Origin of the sequence: Pseudomonas oryzihabitans (assembly GCF_032027545.1) — a bacterium.
In the GTDB taxonomy this organism is placed as follows: domain Bacteria; phylum Pseudomonadota; class Gammaproteobacteria; order Pseudomonadales; family Pseudomonadaceae; genus Chryseomonas; species Chryseomonas oryzihabitans_F.
The window spans coordinates 89,527-111,615 of sequence record NZ_JAVSJB010000011.1 but is presented as its reverse complement, the minus strand read 5'-3'; the positions used below and the strand labels follow the sequence as shown (position 1 = coordinate 111,615).

The window sequence follows — 22,089 nt, the reverse complement described above, 5'->3', positions numbered from 1 at the left end:
CCTGGCAGCGGCAATAGCCGCCATCAGCGCGTACGGCGACCGATCCAGAACAGCTCGTGGCGGCGCACCGCCTTGCGGAAGAACTCGTCCTCCCCCGTGCGCGGCCAGCGGCGGCCGGCCAGCAGCCATTGGATGGCACGCCGCAGGCGCTTCTTGGCCGGCAAGGGCACCAGCAGGTCATGCTGCATCCCGAGGGCCATGGCCTTGTCCAGACGACGCGCCGGGGTCAGCAGCGGACTCCAGGGCACCAAGGGCGCCGGCGTTTCGATGGCCGGTGGCAGGGCGATGCCGCCCTCGGCGGGCCCCATGGGCCAGCGGTCGTTGTCGTGGAGGTGGTTGGCGTAGAGCAATTCGATCTCGGGTTGCCACTGGCTCACCGCCATGGCCTCGCGCAGGGCCTGGGTACTGGCGACGTGATCGGCGTGGGGATCGATCTCTGGATGCGGCAGCACCACCACCTCGGGGCGAAAGTGCTCCAGCAGCGCCGTCAGATCGGCGACCAGATTGCGCCAGGTGGGGGCGCCATCGGCATCGCCGGGCAGGTCGAAGGCGTTGTAGTGGCGCGCGCTGCGGATGTCGGTTTCAGCGGACTCACGGGAGCCGAAGGGCTCTTCGGGCACCTGGCGCATGGCCGGCAGCTGCAGGCAGTAATAGCCCAGCTGGAAGCAGCGCTCCGGCAGTACCCCGCCCCACAGGGGGGTGACCAGGCTGTCCCAGGTACGCAACCGGCCCTTGAGCTGGGCGGCGGCCTGGCGATCAAGGCCCAGCCGCTGGTAGTGCTCGGCCTCGATCTCGCCCTGGGTCAGGGTGACGATGCTGGTCTCCGCTGCCTGGCTGTAGAAGCCGAAGGCGGCCAGCTCGGCATCATCGGCGTGGGGCGCGATGACCATCACCCGCTTGCTGTGGAAATCCGGCTGGGCGAAGACATGCAGGCGCAACTCACCCTGCAACCGGCAGAAGCGGGTCCACAGCTGCAGCTCGCCACGACGCAGGGCTTCGGCATAGCCACTGAGATTGACGTAGCGCCGCCCGGCGACGCCACGCTCGAAGTCCTGGCGATCGCTGTCCTCTCCGGCGCGCAGGCGCACCTGGGGGTCCAGCAGCCGGCCCAGCCAGCTGGCGCGCAGGCGACACTCCAGGAACAGCGTCAGCTCGCCCGGCGGCAACTCCACCGCCGCCAGCCGCCCCTGCTGCAGGTGCAACCCCAGGACCAGGGTGTCAGCGGGAAACTGGTAGTTATAGCTGTCGCGCGGCGAATAGAAGAGGTGATCGGCAAACCAGGCCTCGTGACCGAGCCAGATCAGCAGCGCCAGCAGCGGCGCGCTCCACCAGGGCCCCAGCGCCAGGCAGCCGAGCAGCACCACGGCGATGACCAGCAGGGCCAGCCGCTTATGCCGGCGGTGACGTTTGAGCAGGGCTTGTTTGCGGGCGATCATCTCAGCTCTCGAAGACGGTGACGCGGTGGCACCAGCGATCCTTGTAGTCGCGGTCGGCGCGGCCGAAGGAGTAACGCAATGCCTTGCCCAGGACACGGGCATCCTGCCAGGCCGCCTGGGTATTCAGATAGGTGAGGACGCTGCCAGGGCTGAGGTCGCTGCAGCTCGGTTCGACCCCACCGTTGACGTATTCGACGCTGAGCCACTCCGGCGCCTCGACCCGATACAGCACCTGGATGGCCACAGGCCGCTCGCCGAGCATGAGTACCGAACCGGTCATGAACTCACGCAACAGGGCGAAGACCTCGCCCAGCCGCGCCTTGCCCGGCACCTCGAAGCCCCAGCGGGCTTCGAACAGCTGTGCATAGATACGTGCCTGCTCGGTGCTATCCAGCTCGGCCATGGGTACGGCGCGACCGCCGGCATCTTCGAAAAGACGCTGTTCGCGACGCTGGTTGTAGCGGAATTTCTTCGACCAGGCCTCCGGCTCGCGGAGCATGGCCAGCTCTTCGCTCTGCCGGCGCAGTCCGGCGAAGCGCTCTTCGCACAGCGGCGACAGGTAACGGGCGCGCTGCCGCAGGGGTGCCGCCGCACCAGGTGCAGCCGGCAGGATGATCTCGGCATTGCCCAGGTCGAACAGGGCGCGTTGGCGGCGCTTCTTGAGCACCGCGCGCGACAGCGCCAACTCGCGTCCCCAGCAGGGTACCGCGGCCTGCCAGCCATCCGCGCCGGCCCAGCCCAGGTAGCGCACCGGAATGCCGGCCAGCTCGGCCAGGCGGGCGACCACCTCGGGATGGGTGGCGACACTGCCGCCATGGCGCTGCCAGGTGGCGGCGTAGTCGGCAGCGGAGATCGCCGTCCAGCCGCGCTCGCGCCAGAAGCGCAATCTACTCAGCATTCGATCGTCGGCGCCGGCGGCGCGACCTCCTCGAATTGCTTGGCATGCAGGCGGGCGTAGTAACCGTTCAACGCCAGCAGCTCGCCATGGCTGCCACGCTCGACGATGCGGCCGTGGTCCATCACCAGGATCAGGTCAGCCTTCTCGATGGTGGAGAGCCGGTGGGCGATCACCAGGGTGGTACGCCCCTGCATGACGCGGTCCAGCGCGCCCTGGATGTGGCGCTCGGATTCGGTATCCAGGGCCGAGGTGGCCTCGTCGAGGATCAGCAGCGGCGCATTCTTCAGCAGCGCCCGGGCGATGGCCAGGCGCTGGCGCTGGCCGCCGGAGAGCAGCACGCCATTCTCGCCGACCTGGGTGTCGTACTGCTGCGGCAGGCGCTGGATGAATTCGTCGGCATAGGCCGCCTCGGCCGCCGCCTTGACCTGCTCCATGGGCGCCCCGGCCAGATCGCCATAGGCGATGTTGTTGGTCACGCTGTCATTGAACAGGGTGACGTGCTGGGTCACCAGGGCGATGTGCCGGCGCAGGTTGGCCAGTCGATAATTCTGGATCTCCAGGCCGTCGAGGAGGATCTCGCCCTCTTCGTGCTGGTAGAAACGGGGAATGAGGTTGGCCAGGGTCGACTTGCCGCTGCCCGAGCGGCCCACCAGGGCCACCATCTGGCCGGGCTCGGCGACGAAGTCGATGCCTTCCAGCACGGCCTTGTCGGTGCCGGGGTAACAGAAGGTCAGGTTGCGCACCTCCAGGCGGCCCTGGACGTGCTCGCGCTCTTTACGGCCATCGTCGCGCTCGGCAGGTTCATCGAGTTGCTCGAAGATGCTCTCCGCGCCAGCCACGCCACGCTGGATGGTGGAGCTGACCTCGGAGAGCTGGCGGATCGGCTTGGGCAGCAGACCGGCCATGGTGATGTAGGCCACCAGATCACCGGCGGAGGCCTCGCCGCGCAACCAGAGCACCAGGAACATCAGTACCGCCATGGCCGAGTAGATGACCAGCTGCAGCATGGGCGTATAGACCGCGCCGGTCTTGGTCATGGTCAGCTGCTTGTCGGTGTTGGCGATGCTGGAGTCGAGGAAGCGTCGCTGCTCGTAGGTCTCGCCGCCGAAGCTGCGCACCACCCGGTAGCCCTGGATGGCCTCCGAGGTGATGTGGGTGACGTCGCCCATGGCCGACTGGATCTTGCTGCTCTGCTTGCGGAACTTGCGACTGGCGCTGGTCACCATGAGGGCGATCAACGGCAGGATGGCGACCATTACCAGGGTCAGCTTCCAGTTCATCCACAGCAGCGAGGCGAACAGGAAGACTACCGTCATGCCCTCGCGGATCACCACCTTGATCGCCTCGGTGGCGGCACCGGTCACCATGGTGACGTTGAAGGTGATGCGTGAGATCAGGTGGCCGGAGTTGTTCGCATCGAAGTAGCGATTGGGCAGGCGCAGCATGTGGTTGAACAGCGCCACCCGTAGATCGTGGACCAGGCCCAGGGAAACCCGCGCCAGGTAGTAGTTGCCGAGAAAGGAGCCCACGCCCTGCCAGGCGGCGATCAGGATGATCATCAGCGGCACCGCCGCGACCAGGTTCAGCCCGCCGACGATTGGCCAACCGGGAAACATGGCGGCGTTGGGGTTGTTCAGGCCATCGACGAAATACTTGAGGATACCGGCCAGCATGGGCTGGGTGGAGGCGAAGATCAGGAAGCCGACGATACTCAGGGCGAACATGCCGATGTAGGGCCGTACATAGCCGAGCAGGCGGAAATAGATCTTCAGGCTGGAAGTCTGCGCAGGGGAGTCTTGGCTCATGGTCTCGTCGTGACGCAAAACGTCGATGGTAGCACGAGTGTCCTGAAGCCCGGACCGCCGCAAAAACTGCCGAAACGGCGTGGATCTCCTGGCGGCGCCGAGCTAAGTCCGGTTTATTCCGCCAATAGGGCAGCGAAGCCTCGACTAGCTATCTGAAAAAACTTGAGACGTCCTGTGCCTACCAGCATCCCCTAACAGGAACGCCGTCCGGGTCGGAAGGCGGAAGCCATGGCGGTTGGCATCGCATACCGAGCAACTATTCCACAAAATCGCCAGGGAGCAAGAGCGCGGCCAGGTGGTGACTTTATACTGGATTCAGCCCTCTGAAAGCCCCAAGCAAGCGCACCAGGACGGTTAAAGAGCTCGATCCCGCGACAAAGACCGATGCGCCTTGCCGAATGCCGCCCTTCCAACCAAGGATCATAAACCGCCAGGCACTGAGGTAAGATGCGCTGCTTGATAGCAGTGGGCCGCCCATGAATTCTCTTGAACACCAACAATTCCTCGACCTACGCCAAGGCGCGCGGGTGCTGGAGGCAGATGCCCATGGAGACAAGGTCCTTCAGCTGCCTGATGGCACCTATCTCAAGCTATTTCGGCGCAAGCGCCTGCTGACCTCTGCCGCGCTCTATCCCTATGCCCAACGCTTTGCCGACAATACAAGGCGCCTGGCCCAGCTCGGCATTCCTTGCCCTCGGATACTGGCGGTGTACCGAATCGTCTCCATTTCCCGCGATGCCGTTCATTATGAGCCACTGCCTGGACAGACACTCCGTCAACTGCTGACAGAGGACAACCCGGAGCTCCGCTTGCGCCTTGCCCGCTTCATAGCACAGCTGCATGAACAAGGTATCTACTTCCGCTCGCTGCACTTGGGCAATCTCGTTCTTACTCCCGACGGCGCCCTGGGGCTGATCGATATAGCCGACTTGCGCTGCCTAGACGCTCCCCTTTCTCGGCGCATGCGTTTGCGTAATTTTCATCATCTGCTGCGTTACTCGCAGGATAGCGCCTGGCTCCTGCAAGATAATCCCATGACCTTCATTCAGGCCTACGTGGCGTCATCGTCCATCCAGCTGAACGCCGAGGCATTTTGGCGGCACTTGGGTTTAGTGGATAAACCTGCACCATGATTCAATACGACCAGTTTCAACCCGCTCCGCTGACCACCCGCTCGGCCAATTGGCTGATCCGCTATCTGCTCCCGCTGGGCTGGCTGGCCCTTGCGACCGGCATGTTCTGGGTAGGAGATAGATCCCTCTATCACAAGGTCTACTACGGCCTGCTGGTGACTCCAGCCGTGCTGCTGGTCGTTCTTTCTCCGCGACAGACCGCTCGCCTCTGGTCCGAACCCATTCTGCTGGCGTTCACGCCTTTCGCCCTATACATCGCCCTTACCCTGGTCTGGTCAAGCGATGCAGAACCATCTTCACTCAAGTATCCCCTCTACATCCTCATGCTGTTCGTGGCGCTGGGTCATCTGGTACGTACCGATGCCAGACCTCTCTTGCTAGGAACTCTGCTAGCTGCTCTCGTGGCTCCCTTGAGCGCGCTCGCGACTTTGGGCTGGTGGTTCCATCTGGGCGCGACGGATCGGCTGACCGGCTATGGCGCACTCTACAACCCACTGCTGACGACCCATGTTTTTGGATTCTATGCTGCACTGTGGCTGGCCGTCTGGTGTTCCAGGATCAGGGTTCCCGCTGTCTTGCCCCTGACCGCTCTCGCCCTTCTGATGACCCTGATTTTCTTTACCGGCTCACGTACACCCTTGCTGGCGCTGGCCGCCTGTTTGCTTTGGTTGATGCTGGCGGCCCCCAACCGACGCAGCTTAGTCAGCGCTGGCTGCGCCCTTTTGATCGCGGCGCTGTTGCTATGGCTCGTCCCCGAGACCATCTTGCAACGCGGTGCCTCTTTCCGGCCGGCTATCTGGCACGAAGCCTGGCGCCAGATTCAAGAAGCCTTTTGGTTCGGTCATGGATTCGGCACACCCATGGTGGTTCGCGTACCCGGCCTGAATGAACCTCTGGCAGATCCGCACAACCTGACCCTGGGGGTGCTTTACCAGGGCGGCATCTTGGGGGGTATTCTGTGGCTAGCCCTTTACAGCGTGGCGCTGTATCAGGCTTGGGTTAAGCGCCACGCACCCCTGGTGCTCATTGCAGGCACTACGGTGGTTTTCGGTCTGATGGCGGGCATGACCGAAGGCAGCTCCTTCATGTCACGCCCGAAAGAACACTGGTTCTTGATCTGGATTCCGTTGGGCCTCCTCTTTGCGGCTCTTCTGGAGGAGCGCCTGACCTTGATTAAGGGGTCAGGGAATCAGGAGTCTTAGTAGACCGCGGCAGGTCTTGCGCCCCCATAGTGAGAGAGGAAGCTGCCGCAAGATGCTCCAGGCCAACGCCTTGTTGTCCTTGGCGGCCTTCAAGAACATCGAATTCATGAAACGGCCACGTACTTCCTGATAGCGCGGATGGTCGGAGAAACGCTCGTAGGTCTTGACCAGATTCTCGTACATGAATGGCAAATTCTTGTAGGTGTTGCTGCCGTGTTTACGATATTGCGCTAAAACCTCTGGGAGGATGTCGATAAAATAGCCCGCACGCAGGATGCTCAGAGTGATGTAGACATCCTCCAAGCGTATGCTCGGGTCGAACCCCCCCACCTTGATCAAGGCTTCGCGACGAAACATCTGGGTCGCTACCATGGGGCCTGGCTTGCGGTCCAGGAAGAGGTCATCGAAGTCGAGCCGACGGAAAGGCAGATCACGCTGGTTCTGTTTGGGATCAGGATACAGGCGCCCTTCACTGTCGATGATTTCCACATTAGCGGCGCATAAGCCCACTTCCGGTTTATCGGCGAGGTACTCCACCTGTCTCTGCAAGCGCTGGGGCAACATGATGTCATCCGAGCCGAAAGGGACGATGAATGATCCTCGGGCTCGAGAAATTGCCTCATTGAGCGTCCGACTCAGCCCCTGATTCTGTTGTACCTTGAAATCGAAACCATGGCGTTGCTGCAGGCGCTGGATACGCTCGACACTGTCATCGCAAGAGCCATCGTCGATTACCAGCAACTCGATGTGCGGGTAAGTCTGGTTTAGTACACTGGCAATACTCGCCTCGATATACTTGCCATGGTTATACGACGCTATGATCACTGTGACCAATAGGCGCTGATCATCGCCGGATGCCCTCGAACTAAGCTCGCTTTTCATGGATTCAGCCAATCATTTCGCTATAACGCTTCAAGTACTGTCTAACTTCGACCCGCCGCTTTCCCAACAGCGTGCCGATCAAATGGCTTTCTAGCCACCGTAAAACTCTGGCGCGATCCGCGCCGCGCCCCAGAGCGTTGTCGAAGGCCTTCTCCCACCAGACAGGCGCACAAGCCGCATCGAATTCGTTCGGATAGGGATAGCAACCGTAAAGGATTTCGCGCACGAATTGACGACAGGAGCCTGGCAGCGCGCGAGTTGCCAAGCGATAGCCGAGGCGAATGGCGGTTGGCGGCCGAGGAAGAGCGTCAGTGACCCGCTCCGTATCTGCCAATGCCTGCTCACTGAGCGGTTGCTGTCCATGCTTGGCGTTCCACGCCTGGACCTTGGCCCGAAACAACTTCTTACGGCTCCAATAATGATGAATGACATCGGTGCAGTCAGCCAGGCTTAGCCCTGCCCTCCGCGCTGAAACGGCCAAGGTGAATTCCTCGAGGGTATAGGCCTGTCCGCTTTGGACATAGTATTCATCCATTAGCCGCATGGCCTGCTGCAGGATTCCACGGTCCGCTTGAGTCAACCCGATAACCCCCGAGTTGGTAAGGCGCATACCATCATCTGCCAGGCCTTTACTCTGCAACGTGCCGGCCAGCAATCGATAGAGCGGTTGCTCCCGGATCCCTCCGTAATGGGGCCCTAGGGCATTGCATAACAGTTGCCCTGGCATCACACGCTCAAAAAGCCGCAATGGAGAATGATGGAAGAAGGTGTCGGTATCGATCAGGACAGCGGCGGATACCTCCTCGAGCGCCTCGAACAGAATGGCGTGCTTGGCTCTGAACACGTAATGGATCGGCGCTGTAAGGGCATCGCGTCTTGCGGAGGAAAAGTCCGCCAGCTCCACAGGTAACCCTGCATAGGGAACGGGATCGTCGGTGTAGACACGTATACGTAACTGCAGCGACGGGGTCTGCCTGGCTCTAGCGATGGCACTGACGATGCTGAAGCGAGCCTCTGCGTGGTAAGTCGGCGAACCGAACACCAGGTAAATCAGCAAAGGGGACATCCGTGAGACTCCAAGAACGAAGGAAGCTTGATCCAGTCGGCGCTAAGGAAGGTACCGGCTCAGCCAGCCCAGCCATCTTGAGGATGGTCTAGCAGGGCGTAGCGGTGCGGTCAGTTGCCTTATCACCTCACTACCTAAACCGCTGAAGCCAAACCTAGATGCCACCATTTTTCGCCCCTCGGACGCGATACGGGCTGCCCAAACGGCATCCTGCCGCAGGAGGCCAAGCTTTTCCCGCAACTCCGCCAGCGAGCGATAGAGCACCACGTTGACGCCATCCTCGAAACCCAGCGCCCGATTCTCTTCTTCGCCCTGATCAAAGGTGAAGAGCAGGCAGCCGCAGGCCATGGCCTCGAAGTTCTTGATCATGTATTCGCCCATGCCGACATCGGCGCCGACGAAGAAGCGGATACGATTGAGCGTCTGCAGGTATTCCTCGCCCGAGCGAGTCTTGGTGATCAGCAGCGGCTCGACCTTGGCCAGGTCTTCCAGCAGTTGCTTGCGTCCGCTGTAGGCCACACTACCCAGGCTGCCGACGAAGCCCAGCTCGATGTCACGCGCCAGGCCCAGGTCCCGCAGGCGGCTGTCGTCGTAGCCCTTGGGCACGAAGACGGCGTCCACCCCCTCCTCCCGCAGCCGCCGCGCCACACCGGCGCCGGAGACCAGCACCCGGACGTGGGGCATGGCCCGGTAGTAGCGGCTGAATTTGCCGGTGTACTTGCAGGGGATGAAGTTCTGGTAGGCGTCGTGTTCCAACTCGACCAGATTGGGCAGGCTGCGGATGAAGGCGATCTGCTTGAGCTGCTTCTTGAAACGGAGGAACAGCAGGATGCGGTCGTATTGCTCGGGCCGGGGTACGGCGCGGCGAAAATAGCCGCGCAGATCGGCCTGTTCCTCGTCGCTCAGCCAGCGCAGATCGCAGTCGCAGTGGGCGGCGATGCTGGCATAGAAATGGTCCAGGAGGATGCGTTGCTCCTTCTGGACCAGGAACAGGACTCTCACGGCGCCGGAGCCTTGAAGGCCGCGACCATCGGCAGCCGCCAGAACTCGCGGCGCACGGCTTCGTCGGAGAAGCGTTCGGCCAGGCGTTCGCGCATGTGCTGAACGCAGGCGCGTTTCTGGCTCGGTGCCAGCCGGCCGAGGTGCTGCAGGCCCTGGCCGAGGGCTTCGGCATCGCCCAGGGGGAAGAGGAAGCCGACGCCCTCGACGATTTCCCGGGCGCCGCCGCAGGCGGTGGCGATCAAGGGTACACCGGCGGCCATGGCCTCCAGCAGGACCATGCCGAAGGGCTCGTGGTCGGAACTCAGGGCGAAGACGTCGAAGGCCTTGAAGTAGCGCCGGGCACCTTCCACCTGGCCGAGGAACAGCACCCGGTCGGCAATGGCCAGCTCGCGGGCCAGGTCCTTGAGATCGTCTTCCAGACGGCCCTTGCCGAGGATCGCCAGCAGAGCATCGGCCGGCAGATTCGGCAGCGCGGCAGCGAAGCCACGCAGCAGGGTCGCCTGGTCCTTGTCCGGATGCAGGCGCCCGACGTTGCCGACGATCCAGGCGTCATGGGGCAACTTGAGTTCGGCGCGGGCCTGGTCGGCCGGCAGCAGCTCGCGCTCCACCGTCTCGATATCCAGGCGATTGTAGAGGGTCTCGATGCGTTCGGCCGGCCAGTCCCTGAGACGCTGGCGGATCTCGTCGCGCACCGCATCGGACACGGCGAGCAGGCCCAGGCGCTTACTCATCAGCTTGGCGAACAGCCGCCGGCCAAGCCGGTCGTAGTCGCCGAAGGCATGGTGCACGCCGATGACCGGCAGGTTGGTGGCCAGGCAGGCGATCCAGATCGGCTTGAAGCGATGGGCGATGATGAAGCGGATGCCCCGCGAGCGGACGATCTCGCGCAGCGCCTGGATGGCGCCGAGCTTGAGGCCGCGCACGTCCCGCGAGGAATACTCGAGGAACAGCACCTCGTCGCTGCCGCAGCCGGCAGCCACCTCGGCGTCGGCGGTGCCGGTGAGGAAGACCGTGGTGACGCGATAGCCGCTGCCCGCGAAGAGACTGGCGGTCTGGCGGGCGCAGTCGAGGAAGGGACCGTCGTAGCCGTGACAGAACTGCAGCACCCGCGGTTCGGCGGAACGCGTCATAGGCCAGCTCCCTCCTTGACCACCAGGATATCTTCCATGATCAGGTACTGCAGGTCCGAGCCGAAGAACATGTTCAGGGCGTCGGTGGGCGAGCAGACCATGGGTTCGCCGCGGCGGTTGAGCGAGGTGTTGAGGGAAACCCCGTTGCCGGTGAGCTTCTCCAGCTCGACCATCAGGTCGTACCAGCGCGGATTGTGGCGTCGCTCCAGGACCTGGGCGCGAGAGGTGCCGTCTTCGTGGACCACCTCGGGCACCCGGCTCTTCCACTCTTCGTTGACCTCGAAGGTGAAGGTCATGAAGGGCGAGGGATGATCGACCTTGAGCATCTGCGGCGCCACGGTGTCGAGCATGGACGGGCAGAATGGCCGCCAGCGCTCGCGGAACTTGATCTGGGCGTTGATGCGATCGGCCACGCCCGGCACGCTGGGGCAGCCGATGATGGAGCGACCGCCGAGGGCACGCGGACCGAATTCCAGGCGCCCCTGGAACCAGGCTACCGGATTGCCGGCCACCATGATCTCGGCGATGCGCTGGGGCATGTTCTCGATCTTTTGCCACCTGGGCGCCTGGGGATGGCGGGTGCAGGCGGCGATGACGTCTTCGTTGCTGTAGCCGGGGCCGAGATAGACGTGCTCCATCTTCTCCACCGGCACGCCGCGGGCATGGGAGACGTAGGCCGCGGCGCCGACGGCGGTGCCGGCATCGCCCGAGGCGGGCTGGACGAACAGTTCCTTGACCTCGGGGCGGGCGATGATCTTCTGGTTGAGCTTGACGTTGAGCGCGCAACCGCCGGCGAAGGCGAGCTTGCCGGTCTCGCGGATGATGTCGCCCAGGTAGTAGTCCATCATCTCCAGCGCCAGCCGCTCGAACAGTGCCTGCATGCTGGCGGCATAGTGGATGTAGGGGTCGTCGGCGATGTCGCCTTCCCGCTTGGGTCCCAGCCACTCGATCAGCTTGGGCGAGAAGTAATAACCCTTGCCCTTTTCCTTGTAGCGCCGGAAGCCGATCACGTTGGCGTAGTCGGTGTTGATGATCAGCTCGCCGTTCTCGAATTTCGCCAGGCGCGAGAAATCGTACTTGCTGGCATCGCCATAGGGCGCCATGCCCATCACCTTGAATTCGCCATCGAGCATCTCGAAGCCGAGGAATTCGGTGAGGGCGCCATAGAGGCCACCCAGGGAATCCGGATCGTAGAACTCCTTGATCTTGTGGATCTTGCCGTTCTCGCCATAGCCGAAGAAGGTGGTGGCGTACTCGCCCTTGCCGTCGATGCCGAGGATGGCGGTCTTCTCGCTGAAGCCCGAGCAGTGATAGGCGCTGGAGGCATGGGCCAGGTGGTGCTCGACGGCTTCCAGCTTGACCTTCTTCAGGTCGAAGCCGAGCTGTACCAGGCACCATTCGATGCGCTTCTGGTAGCGGTGGTAGCGGCGATTGCCGAACAGGATGGCGTCCAGGGCGCGATCCGGCGCGTAGGCATAGCGCTTGGCGTAGTGCCAGCGAGCCTCGCCGAACAGACTGATGGGCGCATAGGGAATGGCCACCACGTCGACGTCGGCAGGGGTGATCCCGGCCTGTTCCAGGCAGAACTTGGCCGCCTCGTAGGGCATGCGGTTCTTGGCATGCTTGTCGCGCACGAAGCGTTCTTCTTCCACCGCGGCGATCAGCTTGCCGTCGATGTAAAGCGCGGCGGAGGGATCATGGCTGAGGGCGCCGGACAGGCCAAGGACGGTCAGGGACACAGGTAAAGCCTCTGTACAGGGCGAAGCCAGGGGAGTTCGCCGGGGTTTCGCGAGGCCGCTGCAGGCCCGCCTCGCCTCAAAAACGGCGAATTATAGCCGTTCGCCGCCACCGGGGGTAATCGCGCCACGGCACATTGTGGCCAGACGGCTCAGGCGGGGAGGCAAAAAAGACGAAGCCCGCCGGATCGCTCCGGCGGGCTTCGCCTGGTCAAGCCGCCAGGATCAGCGCTTGTCGGGCAGGGCGTAGGCGATCACGTAGTCGCCACGATCCGGCGACTGGCGGGCGCCACCGGCGCTGATCACCACGTACTGCTTGCCGGTCTTGGGCGAGACGTAGGTGATGGGCGTGCCCTGGCTGCCCACCGGCAGGCGCGCGCGCCAGATCTCGCGACCGGTACCGCTGTCGTAGGCGCGCAGGTAGTAGTCCTGGGTGCCGGCGAAGAACAGCAGGCCGGACTGGGTCGCCAGGGAGCCACCCAGGGTGGGCATGCCGATGGGAATCGGCAGGTGCATCTTGATGCCCAGGGGACCGGTGTCCTGCACGGTACCTACCGGCACCTGCCAGGCGACCTGGCGGGTCTTGAGGTCGATGGCGGTCATGGTGCCGTAGGGCGGCGCCTGGCAGGGAATGCCCAGCGGCGAGAGGAAGCGATTGCGCAGCGAGCCGTAGGGGGTACCGGTCTGGGAGGCGGCACCCATCTCGACGCCACCGGCCTTGTCGTTCTCCATCTGGGCGCGCGGGATCAGCCTCGTCCACAGGCCCAGGCGCATGTCGTTGACGAACAAGTAGCCGGTGGTGGGATCGATGGAGTTGCTTCCCCAGTTCATGCCACCCAGGGAGCCCGGCCACTGCAGGGAGACGTCGGTGCTGGGGGCAGTGAACAGGCCGTCATAGCGCATCTTCTTGAACTGGATGCGGCAGACCAGTTGGTCATAGGGGGTAGCGCCCCACATGGCCGACTCGGTGAGGGTCTCGGTGCCGATCGACGGCATGCCGACGGACACCGGCTGGGTCGGGGAATGGCGTTCACCGTCCACGGCGGGGACCGGCGCCTTGACGGGCTGATCGCGCACCTCGGCGATGGGCTTGCCGGTTTCGCGGTTGAGCAGGAAGACCTGGCCCGCCTTGGTGGTCTGGATCAGTCCCGGCAGGGTTCCGCCCTGCCCGTCCGGTACGTCGACCAGGGTCGGCTGCGCCGGCAGGTCATAGTCCCAGAGGTCGTGGTGCACGGTCTGGTAGACCCACCGCTCCTGGCCGGTCCTGGCATCCAGGGCGACCACCGCCGAGCTGTACTTGTCGTCCTGCGGCGTCCGCTCGCCACCCCAGGCATCAGGGGTGGTATTGCCGGTCGGCAGGTAGATCAGCCCGAGCTGGGCGTCATAGGCCATGGAGGTCCAGACGTTGGGCGTGGCGCGGGTGTAGTCGATGTTGGGGTCGAGCGGGGTATCCGGTTTTTCCTTGGCCAGGTCCCAGGCCCAGACCTTCTTGCCGGTGTGGACATCGAAGGCGCGGATCACGCCGCTCGGCTCGTTGACCTCGATGTTGTCGGCCACCCGACCGCCGACCACGATGAGGTCACCCGCCACCAACGGCGCGGCGGTCAGGGTATAGAAGCCGGGCTTGACCTGGCCCATGCCGGCCTTGAGGTCGACCATGCCGTTGTCGCCGAAATCGGCGCAGGGCTTGCCAGTGTCGGCGTCGAGGGCGAACAGCCGGGCGTCGATGGTGGTGGTGAGGATGCGGCGCTGGCAGACCGCGGCTGGCTGGGCCGGCGTCGCGGTGGCGACGGCACTGGCCGGGGCGGCGGGCGCATCCTCGTAATAGGCGACGCCGCGGCAGCGCTGCCAGTTGGGCGCAGTGGCCTTGGGATCGAAGGACCAGCGCTTGGCGCCGGTGTCGGCGTCCACGGCGAACACCTGGTTGTGCGGACTGCACAGGTAGAGGGTGTCACCGACCTGCAGCGGGGTCTCCTGGTCTTCGGCGCCGAAGCCGTTGCTCAGGGGCACGTCGCCGGTCTGGAAGGTCCAGGCGACCTGCAGCTCGCCGACATTGGCCTTGGTGATCTGATCCAGGGCGGCGAAGCGGGTCCCGGCGGTGGTGTTGCCCCAACTCCGCCAGTCCTTCTGGGCGGTCTCGGGGGTCACCGGGGTGATGGCAGGCGTGGTGGTGGCAGCCACCAGCGGCTGGGGCTTGAACATCCAGGCGAAACTCGTCGCGCAGGCCACCGCCAACAGGCCAGCCAGCACGTAGCCCCCCTTGCCGGCCACGCCACCACGGCTGCGCACCAGCGCCGGATAGGCCAGGGCCACCACCGCGCCGATCACGGCGAACATCATCAGGCGCGATACCAAGGGCCAGAACACCAGGCCGACATCGGCCAGCGCCCAGACTAGGGTCGCCAGCAGGAACAAGGCGTAGAGCCAGGCGCCCAGCGGTCGCCGGACGGCGATCAAGGCGCCGGCCAGGGTCAGCAACACGCCGCCCAGGGCAAAATACAGACTACCGCCGAGGGTGGCGAGATAGACGCCCCCGCTCCCCAAGGCCAGACCCAGGAGGGCGATCAACACGCCCAGGGCGGATACCAGGAATTTGCAGGCGCCCAGGGCGCCGCCGTTGCCACTCATCGTTGTCTCCTTAAATAAGTGCACGCCAGAAGCCCGCCGCCGGCGGGTCTGTTCATCGATCTCGTTATGGATGCCAGGCGTATGGCACGGACTAGCCGCCCTGGCGGGCCCCTCAGGCTGCGGCATTCTGCCACAAAGGTAGTCAGCTAATTAACTGGCCGGTCCATTTTTCAGCGAAACGGGTCGGTTATCGAACAACCCGCACTCAGGCTGGCGGTAGACGGCTATCGAGCAATTGATAGAGGCTGCTACCGACCGGCCAGTTGCGCAGCAGCCGGGCACGGTCGCGGGCATAGGCACGGGCATAGGCCTGGTCGCTGCCATAGGCCTGGAGGGCATCGAGATCAATCACCAGCCAGCGATCCTGATGCCAGATCAGGTTGGTCCCCTTGAAGTCGCCATGGCCGAGACGCTCGCGACGCAAGGCGTCGACCAGCGCCAGCAGGGCGTCCAGCTCCACTGCGGGCGGGGCCGAATCCACGTACGGCGCGAAACGCTCCAGCAGGTTGGGGCCGGCGACATAGGGCGTGACCAGGTAGGCGCGGCCACGCAGGCCGAGGAAGCGCCGCTCGCGTACCGCCAGGGGTTCGGGCGTGGGAATGCCGAGGAACAGCAGCCGGTGCCCTTCGCGCCAGCTGTGCCAGGCTCGACTGGGGCGCCAGAAGCGCGTCAGCCAATGGCCGACACCCTTGATGTTGTATCTCTTGAGCACCAGGTCGTGGTCCTGCCACTGCAGCCGCGCCACGGTGGCAGCGCCGCCGTCCTTGAAGGTCGGCAAGCCGGCCAGGGCGGCGTCGGGATCGGCTACGAGGTCCTCCAGGGTGGCCAGCCAGCGGCGGCGAATGGCGATCAAGCCAAAGGCGCTACGGGTGACGGCGAACAGGGTGCACTCCCGGCCGCTCTTCTTCAGGTAGTCCGCCAGGCGCCAGCGACGGATCTCGGCCGTTCGCGCCAGCAGGGCGTCCAGCCGCAGGGCGTGCTCGGCATTGACCAGCAGGTAGTGGATCAGCAGCTCTTCCAGCTGGGCATCCAGTACTGCCGGCAACTGGGCGAAGAACACCGCCAGATTCTCCTGTGCCCGTGCCTGGGACAGCGGCTGGCCGACCCTCTCGGCCTGGATGTCCGCGGCATCTATCACCAGGACGGTTCCGTCCTTGACCAGCAGGTTGTCCAGGTGCAGGTCGGCCTGCCAGAGGCCCTGGGCATGCAAGCGGGCCAGGGTGGCGAGCGCTGCGCCGAGCAGCTCGTTCTGCGCGGGAGACAGCGGGGGCTCAACGGCGATCTGCTGCCAGAGCTGTTCGACGCTGGGCGCCGCTTCGATGAAGTCGAACAGCAGCCAGGCACCCTGCCCGCTCGCCTCGCCGCTATCCAGGAGTGCCGGGGTCGGTGCCGCGGCGGCGGCCAGCAGCGCGCAGCCCTCGCGCTCCCGCGCGAATTGGCGGGCAGCGCGTTCACCTACCAGCAGCTTGGCCAATACCCGTTGCCCTTGCCAGAGCGCCTCGCCGACGTAGCGCTGGCCAGGCAGCACCCGCAACAGCGACAGCAGTTCCAGCTCGCCGCCAGGCAGGTCGATCCTGAGCGGCAGCGTCGGAGCGCGGCCGGCCTTGGCCAGTTGTTCCAAGGTCATGCCTTGCGTTCCTTGTGCCGACGCCGCCCGGCCAGGCGACGAGTCCAGTCGCGCACCGCCGCGCTGTCCAGCGGTTGCTCCAGATAGCTCGCCAACAGGCGGGCGATATCCTGCGCGCTCCACTGCGGCGCGCGGCGCAGCAGAGGTTCGAGATCACGCAGGCGATCGCGCCGGCCGAACAGCAGTGGCCGGGTCTTCTCCAGGTCGATCAGGCGGGCGACCAGTCCCTCGCCCTGGCGCTGCAGGAACAGGTGCTTGGGATAGAAGCAGCCATGGACCTGGCCCGCCGCATGCAGCCGTCGCGCCAGTTCGCCCACGGCGATCAGCACGGCGTCGCGCTCGCCAGGGGCCAGTTGCGGCCAGAAGCGCAGCCAGCTGTCGAGGTCGCGCCAGTCGTCCAGGGCACGGGTCACCAGGATGGCGCGCCAGCCCTGGTCGTCACGGCGCTCGCCGTAGAAAGCCAGCGCCAGTGCCGGAACGTCCAGCTCGGCGTAGCGCCGGATGTTGCGACTTTCGCGGGCGAAGGTCGGCTCGCCCAGCGGGCGGGCCAGGGTACGGGTCAGGTAGTCGCGCTGGCGCTTGAGGTAGTAGCCATGGCCGGCCACGTCCAGGCGGAACACCTGGCTGAAGCCGCCGCGTTCCTGGTTGGGTTCGTCCACCGCGACCAGGTCCAATGCCCACAGCGCCTCGAAGCTGTCCAGGCCCTGGCCCGCCAGCACGGCCCTGTCCTCGGCTGCCCACCAGTCGTTCATTCCCGCCCCTTGAAGTAGTCCAGCACCTCGCGGATGCGCCCCTTGTCGTTGTCGCTGAGGCGCTCGCGACCGCGGTATTGCAGATAGAACCTCAGACGCTGGGTACGCGACAGCTGGTACTTGGCCACCTTGTCCAGGCAGGCCAGGTCCTTGACGATGCGCCAGCGCAGCCAATGGCCGACCCAGAAGGCGCCGGCCGGGCAGTCGATGAAATAGAGCACGCCCTGGCCATCCACCAGCAGGTTGCGCCACTTGAGATCGTTATGGACGAAATGGTGGTCGTGCAGGGTGCGGGTCGCGGCGGCCAACTGGCGGCTGACGTTGTCCACCCAGACCCGGTCGCGCAGGCGCGGATCACCGCGCCGCGCCAGCTCGGCAAGGTCCAGGGTATCGGGAATCTCCCGGGTGATCATGGCGCCGCGGGTGAAACCCCGTGACGAGCGCTCCATCCCCCAGGCCACCACCGGCGCGGTGGCGATGCCCCACTTGGCGAAACGCTTGAGATTCTGCCATTCGGCCTTGACCCGCGGCCGCCCGACGTAGCGCCGCAGCCCCTTGCCGGCGCCGTGATAGCGCTTGACGTAATAGCGGATGCCGTCGCGCTCGATGCGAATCACCTCCGACAGCGGATCGCTGGTCAGGCGTTCGCCGCTGAGGGCGAACACCGCCTCCAGCGTCGCGAACTCGGTCAGGTGGGCGACGCTGGAATCGAGGCGCCAGTCAGCCATCAGAGCCGGTCCCCGTAGCGTTCCTTGCGCTCCAGCAAGGCGGCGGCCTTGCGCTCCAGACGCGCCAGCAGTGGTGCCTCGTCGCGCAGGATCTCGCGCAGCGGCCGCTGGAAGTAGCCGCGCAGGAAGCGCAGGAAGTCGCGCTGCGTCAGGCCGATGCCCAGGGCGGAGAAGTACAGCCCGGCCAGGTCCTTGTCGCGCCAGCGCCGGGGCACCTGGGTGCGGCACTGGGCGCGGTGCAGGTCGATCAGCCAGAGCCGCAGATTGGCCACGGTGACCGGCTGGGCGGTGTCGAGCAGGAAATGGCAGATGTAGCAGTCGCGATGGTTGACCCCGGCCCGGTGCATGGCGCCGGTCATGCGCGCCACCTCGGCGATCAGCGCCCGCTTTAGCTGTGGCTCCGGTGGTTGGCGGCCCCAGTCGAGACTGAAGTCTTCGAGGCTGACGGTGGGCGCCAGCTCCTCGGTGATGATGAAGGAATGCTGGGTCGCCGGATTGGCGCCGCGTTCGCCGAAGGCCACGGCGGTCATGGTCGGCACGCCGACCTGGTGCAGCCGCTCGATGGCCTGCCACTCCTGGCGCGCGCCCAGTACCGGCTGCTTGGCCTGCAGCAGGTTCTTGGCGATCTCGCCCCAGCCGATGCCACGGTGGATCTTGACGAAGTAACCCCGGCCGGCCACCTCGGTGCGCAGGGTGCGGCGTCCGTCCAGTTCGCGATAGACCTGACCCTGCAGGGCTTCCACCGCGACGAAAGGGTCCTGGCCGGCCCAGAGGCTGGCGAAGGGCTCGCGCAATTCCAGGGTCATGCCACCCCCAGGATGACGTCGGCGGCACGCTCGGGCAGCGAATAGAGATCGGCGCTGTCGGCGAAGGCCAGGCCATTGCGCCCCTGCACCGCGCGGCGCTCGGGATCGGCCAGCAGCTCGGCGAGCATCCGATCCAGGGTTTCCTGGACGAAGGGCGACGGCACCACCGCGCCGGCACGCGCCTCGTCGATGTAGTGGGCATAGCCGCAGACGTCGGTGACCAGCACCGGCAGCCCGGCGACCAGCGCCTCCAGCAGCACGGTGCCGGTGTTCTCGTTGTAGGCCGGATGGATCAGCAGATCGGCGCCGAGCAGGAAGCGTGGAATGTCGCTACGGCCCTTGAGAATCTGCACCCGTTCGCTCACGCCCAGGGCCTTGGCTTGCAGGATGAACGGCTTGGGATCGTCCTGGCCGATGACGAACAGCCGGGTGCGACGACGCAATTCCTTGGGCAAGGACGCCAGGGCGCGCAGGCTGCGATCCAGCCCCTTGGTCTTGAAACCGGAGCCGATCTGCACCAGCAGCAACTCGCCCTCCTCCAGTCCGAATTCACGCCGGAAGTCGGCGCGGATCTCGGCGGCGTTCGACGGCGCCCGGCGATCGGCGGCGATGCCCGGTGGCAGCAGGTGGAAGCGCGGCGCCGGCGTCCCGTAGTGCTTGACGAACAGCGGCTGCTGCACCTCGGAGATCATCAGGATCTCGGTGCGCGACTCGGGCGCGAACACCGCCCGCTCGTACTCGGCGAAGTGGCGATAGCGTCCCCACTGGCGATACAGCGGATTGCGCAGGGTCTGAGCCTTGTCCTCGAAGCAGGGATCGGCGGCGTAGTAGACGTCCAGCCCCGGCATCTTGTTGAATCCGATCACCCGGTCCACCGGATCGCGCGCCAGGTCCGCCTGCAGCCAGGCGTGGAATTTCTCGTTGCGCCGGTGATTGAACAGGGCACTGACCTTGGCCACCCGTACATCGAAGCCTTCCGGCACCGGACCTTCCCAGATCAGGGTATAGACGCGAATGGTATGGCCCCGGCGCTGGCACTCCTGGGCGATGCGCAGGAAGTCCCGCTGCAGGCCGCCGAAGGGAAAGTACTTGTAGAGCACGAAGGCCAGGGTCATGCGGGGAGGTCTTCCAACAGCAGGGTTTCCAGTTCCAGTTCGACCCGTTCCGGGGTCAGAGCGGCCAGGCTGGCGGCTGGCTGATCACGCGGCTCGTCGGTGCCGTCCAGGCCCACGGCGCTCAGGTGTACCTGGGAGCGGCCATAGGCGCCGACCTTCTTCGGACTGGTCGGGCCATAGAGGGAGACGGTGGGTACATCCAGGGCGGCGGCCAGATGCCCGAGGCCGGTGTCCACCGCCACGCAGGCGCGGGCGCCAGCGAGCACCTTGGCCACCCCGGCCAGGTTCAGTCGCGGCAAGACCTGGACACCGTCCAGGCCGTCGGCGATGCGTTCGGCGCGGGCATGCTCCGCCTCGTTGCCCCATAGCAGTCGCACCGGCCAGTCCAGTTGGCTCATACGCTCGGCCAGCTCGCGCCAGTGCGCCTCGGGCCAGTGCTTGCTGACCCAGGTGGTGCCGTGCAGGAAGACCACGTAGGGCGTCTCGTTGGGACCGGCCAGGCGCTGCCGATCCAGCCCGTAGTCACCTACGCCGGTCGGCAGCGGATAATCCAGGGCCTGGGCGAACAGCTGGCGCACTCGCTCCAGGGCATGTTGCCCCTTGGCCACGTGGTAGCGTTCGTCGTAGAAACGACTGGCTAGCGGCTCGCGTGCCGAAGTGTGGTCGAGACCGGCCACCGGCGCGTCGACGTAGCGGGTCAACCAGGCGCTCTTGAGCAGACCCTGGGCATCGATCACCCGGTCGTAGCGCTGCTCGCGCACGCGATTCCTGAATTCGCCCCACTCGCCACTGGCCCAGGCGGAAAAGGGCTGCTTGCGCCAGCGGCGCAGCGCCACCGGGATCACCTGGCCCACGGCCGGGTGCCAGGCGGGAATCTCGGCGAAGCCCTCCTCCACCACCCAGTCGAAGCAGATGCCCGGGATGGCCCGGGCCGCATCGGTCAGCGCCGGCAGGGTATGGATGACGTCGCCCAGGGACGAGGTCTTGACCACTAGCACGCGCATCTAGCCCACCTCGACCGGATCGGCGACCAGGCGGCCGAGGGCTTCCTGCACCTGGCTCGGCTGCAACAGGCGCAGGCAGTCGTAGTGACCAAAGCGGCAGGTGCGGTCGAAGCAAGGACTGCACTCCAGACCCAGCCGTACCACCTCCACCTGGCTCGCCAGCGGCGGCGTGAAGCCGGGCGAGGTGGAGCCGTACACCGCCACCAGCGGCCGATCCAGGGCGGCGGCCACATGCATCAGCCCGGAATCGTTGCTGATCACTGCGCTCGCGCAGGAAAGCAGGTCGATGGCTTCGGCCAGGGAGGTCCGCCCGGCGAGGTTGTAGACGTCGTCGTCCAGGCCAGGGGTGACCCACTCGCGGATTTCCTCTCCACCCGGGGCGTCCTTCTGCGAGCCGAACAACCAGACCTGCCAGCCCTGGCGCAGCCGGGCATCGGCCACCTTGGCATAGTGCCCGGCCGGCCAGCGCTTGGCCTCGCCGAATTCGGCACCCGGGCAGAGTGCCAGCACCGGGCGGTCCAGGGTGAGTCCGAAGCGCTCCAGGGCGGCCTCGCGGCTGGCCGGAGATATGGCCAGCCGCGGCTCGGGATAGGGCTTGGGCAATTCGGCACCCGGCGCATAGGCCAGGGCCATGAAGCGCTCGATCATCAACGGGTAGCGCGCCTTGTCCAGGGTGCGGATGTCGTTGAGCAGGCCGAATCTCAGCTCGCCGCGCCAGCCGGTGCGCTTGGGGATACCGGCGAAATAGGGCACCAGCGCCGACTTCAGCGAATTGGGCAGGAGGATCGCCTGGTCGTAGCGACCGCGCAGCTGCTGACCGATGCGCCGGCGCGTGGCCAGTTCCAGGGCGCCATGGCCGAGGGGGAAGCTCAGGGCCTCGCGCACCTCGGGCATGCGTTCGAGCAGCGGGCGGCTCCACTCCGGGGCAAGGACGTCGATCTGGCAGTCGGGATGCTGGCGCTTGAGGCAGACGAAGAGGGTCTGCGCCATCACCATGTCGCCGACCCAACTGGGTCCGATGATCAGAATATTCATGCTTGAAGGCGTCGGCACCTAGCGGCCAGCCGACTCCGGCACGACCAGGCCGTGCCTGATCGAAAGGTCCCGCAGGGACAGCGACATCTTGCCTCTCCTTACTG

At 65.3% G+C, this 22,089-nt stretch carries 18 protein-coding genes; 2 read left to right on the top strand and 16 right to left on the bottom strand.

Annotated elements, in window-relative coordinates; translation table 11 throughout:
• Nucleotides 1–23 precede the first annotated feature (23 nt).
• Genes RND78_RS18390 through msbA form a run of 3 tightly spaced genes read right to left on the bottom strand, consistent with a single transcriptional unit; the run spans nucleotide 24 to nucleotide 4,139 of the window.
• A complete protein-coding gene (locus tag RND78_RS18390) occupies nucleotides 24–1,436 on the bottom strand; it encodes a PIG-L family deacetylase (protein WP_312730998.1) in 1,413 nt (470 codons plus the stop codon).
• Between the two features lies 1 nt (nucleotide 1,437).
• Entirely contained in the window at nucleotides 1,438–2,334 is an 897-nt protein-coding gene (locus tag RND78_RS18385; RefSeq protein WP_312730996.1) for a GNAT family N-acetyltransferase, read from the bottom strand.
• A complete protein-coding gene (gene msbA, locus RND78_RS18380) occupies nucleotides 2,328–4,139 on the bottom strand; it encodes a lipid A export permease/ATP-binding protein MsbA (RefSeq protein WP_312730995.1) in 1,812 nt (603 codons plus the stop codon). Before msbA ends, RND78_RS18385 begins: the two co-directional genes overlap by 7 nt.
• Nucleotides 4,140–4,615: 476 nt before the next feature.
• Here msbA and RND78_RS18375 point away from each other — a divergent pair, with 476 nt between their 5' ends.
• The gene (locus tag RND78_RS18375) at nucleotides 4,616–5,272 is read left to right on the top strand and encodes a phosphotransferase (protein WP_312730993.1); all 657 of its coding nucleotides are present in this window, start codon (nucleotides 4,616–4,618) and stop codon (nucleotides 5,270–5,272) included.
• On the top strand, nucleotides 5,269–6,474 hold the full coding sequence (locus tag RND78_RS18370) for an O-antigen ligase family protein (RefSeq protein ID WP_312730991.1): 1,206 nt from the start codon (nucleotides 5,269–5,271) through the stop codon (nucleotides 6,472–6,474). The genes RND78_RS18375 and RND78_RS18370 overlap by 4 nt, the downstream gene beginning before the upstream one ends.
• Here the strand turns inward: RND78_RS18370 and RND78_RS18365 are convergent.
• From RND78_RS18365 to waaF, 13 genes are all read right to left on the bottom strand, one after another.
• A complete protein-coding gene (locus RND78_RS18365) occupies nucleotides 6,454–7,356 on the bottom strand; it encodes a glycosyltransferase (protein ID WP_312730990.1) in 903 nt (300 codons plus the stop codon). The genes RND78_RS18370 and RND78_RS18365 overlap by 21 nt on opposite strands.
• Before the next feature lie 4 nt (nucleotides 7,357–7,360).
• Nucleotides 7,361–8,422, bottom strand: coding sequence for a hypothetical protein (locus tag RND78_RS18360; RefSeq protein WP_312730988.1), 1,062 nt, complete (start codon nucleotides 8,420–8,422; stop codon nucleotides 7,361–7,363).
• A gap of 42 nt (nucleotides 8,423–8,464) precedes the next feature.
• Entirely contained in the window at nucleotides 8,465–9,424 is a 960-nt protein-coding gene (locus tag RND78_RS18355) for a glycosyltransferase (RefSeq protein ID WP_312730986.1), read from the bottom strand.
• Nucleotides 9,421–10,554, bottom strand: a complete 1,134-nt coding sequence (locus RND78_RS18350; RefSeq protein WP_312730985.1) for a glycosyltransferase — start codon at nucleotides 10,552–10,554, stop codon at nucleotides 9,421–9,423. Before RND78_RS18350 ends, RND78_RS18355 begins: the two co-directional genes overlap by 4 nt.
• Nucleotides 10,551–12,293 carry a carbamoyltransferase gene (locus RND78_RS18345; RefSeq protein ID WP_312730984.1) on the bottom strand — a complete coding sequence of 581 codons (1,743 nt, stop codon included), beginning with the start codon at nucleotides 12,291–12,293 and terminating at the stop codon, nucleotides 10,551–10,553. Before RND78_RS18345 ends, RND78_RS18350 begins: the two co-directional genes overlap by 4 nt.
• A gap of 222 nt (nucleotides 12,294–12,515) precedes the next feature.
• Nucleotides 12,516–14,918: a glucose/quinate/shikimate family membrane-bound PQQ-dependent dehydrogenase gene (locus tag RND78_RS18340; protein WP_312730983.1), complete on the bottom strand. Its 2,403-nt coding sequence runs from the start codon at nucleotides 14,916–14,918 to the stop codon at nucleotides 12,516–12,518.
• Nucleotides 14,919–15,123: 205 nt separating this feature from the next.
• Nucleotides 15,124–16,545, bottom strand: coding sequence for a lipopolysaccharide kinase InaA family protein (locus tag RND78_RS18335; RefSeq protein ID WP_312730982.1), 1,422 nt, complete (start codon nucleotides 16,543–16,545; stop codon nucleotides 15,124–15,126).
• Nucleotides 16,542–17,297, bottom strand: a complete 756-nt coding sequence (locus tag RND78_RS18330; protein ID WP_312730980.1) for a lipopolysaccharide kinase InaA family protein — start codon at nucleotides 17,295–17,297, stop codon at nucleotides 16,542–16,544. Before RND78_RS18330 ends, RND78_RS18335 begins: the two co-directional genes overlap by 4 nt.
• On the bottom strand, nucleotides 17,294–18,025 hold the full coding sequence (locus tag RND78_RS18325; protein ID WP_312730978.1) for a lipopolysaccharide kinase InaA family protein: 732 nt from the start codon (nucleotides 18,023–18,025) through the stop codon (nucleotides 17,294–17,296). The genes RND78_RS18330 and RND78_RS18325 overlap by 4 nt, the downstream gene beginning before the upstream one ends.
• Entirely contained in the window at nucleotides 18,025–18,831 is an 807-nt protein-coding gene (gene rfaP / locus RND78_RS18320; protein WP_312730976.1) for a lipopolysaccharide core heptose(I) kinase RfaP, read from the bottom strand. Before rfaP ends, RND78_RS18325 begins: the two co-directional genes overlap by 1 nt.
• A complete protein-coding gene (locus tag RND78_RS18315; protein WP_312730974.1) occupies nucleotides 18,828–19,946 on the bottom strand; it encodes a glycosyltransferase family 4 protein in 1,119 nt (372 codons plus the stop codon). The genes rfaP and RND78_RS18315 overlap by 4 nt, the downstream gene beginning before the upstream one ends.
• Nucleotides 19,943–20,950 carry a lipopolysaccharide heptosyltransferase I gene (gene waaC, locus RND78_RS18310; RefSeq protein WP_312730973.1) on the bottom strand — a complete coding sequence of 336 codons (1,008 nt, stop codon included), beginning with the start codon at nucleotides 20,948–20,950 and terminating at the stop codon, nucleotides 19,943–19,945. The genes RND78_RS18315 and waaC overlap by 4 nt, the downstream gene beginning before the upstream one ends.
• Nucleotides 20,951–21,985, bottom strand: a complete 1,035-nt coding sequence (waaF, locus tag RND78_RS18305) for a lipopolysaccharide heptosyltransferase II (RefSeq protein ID WP_312730972.1) — start codon at nucleotides 21,983–21,985, stop codon at nucleotides 20,951–20,953.
• Nucleotides 21,986–22,089: the final 104 nt, after the last annotated feature.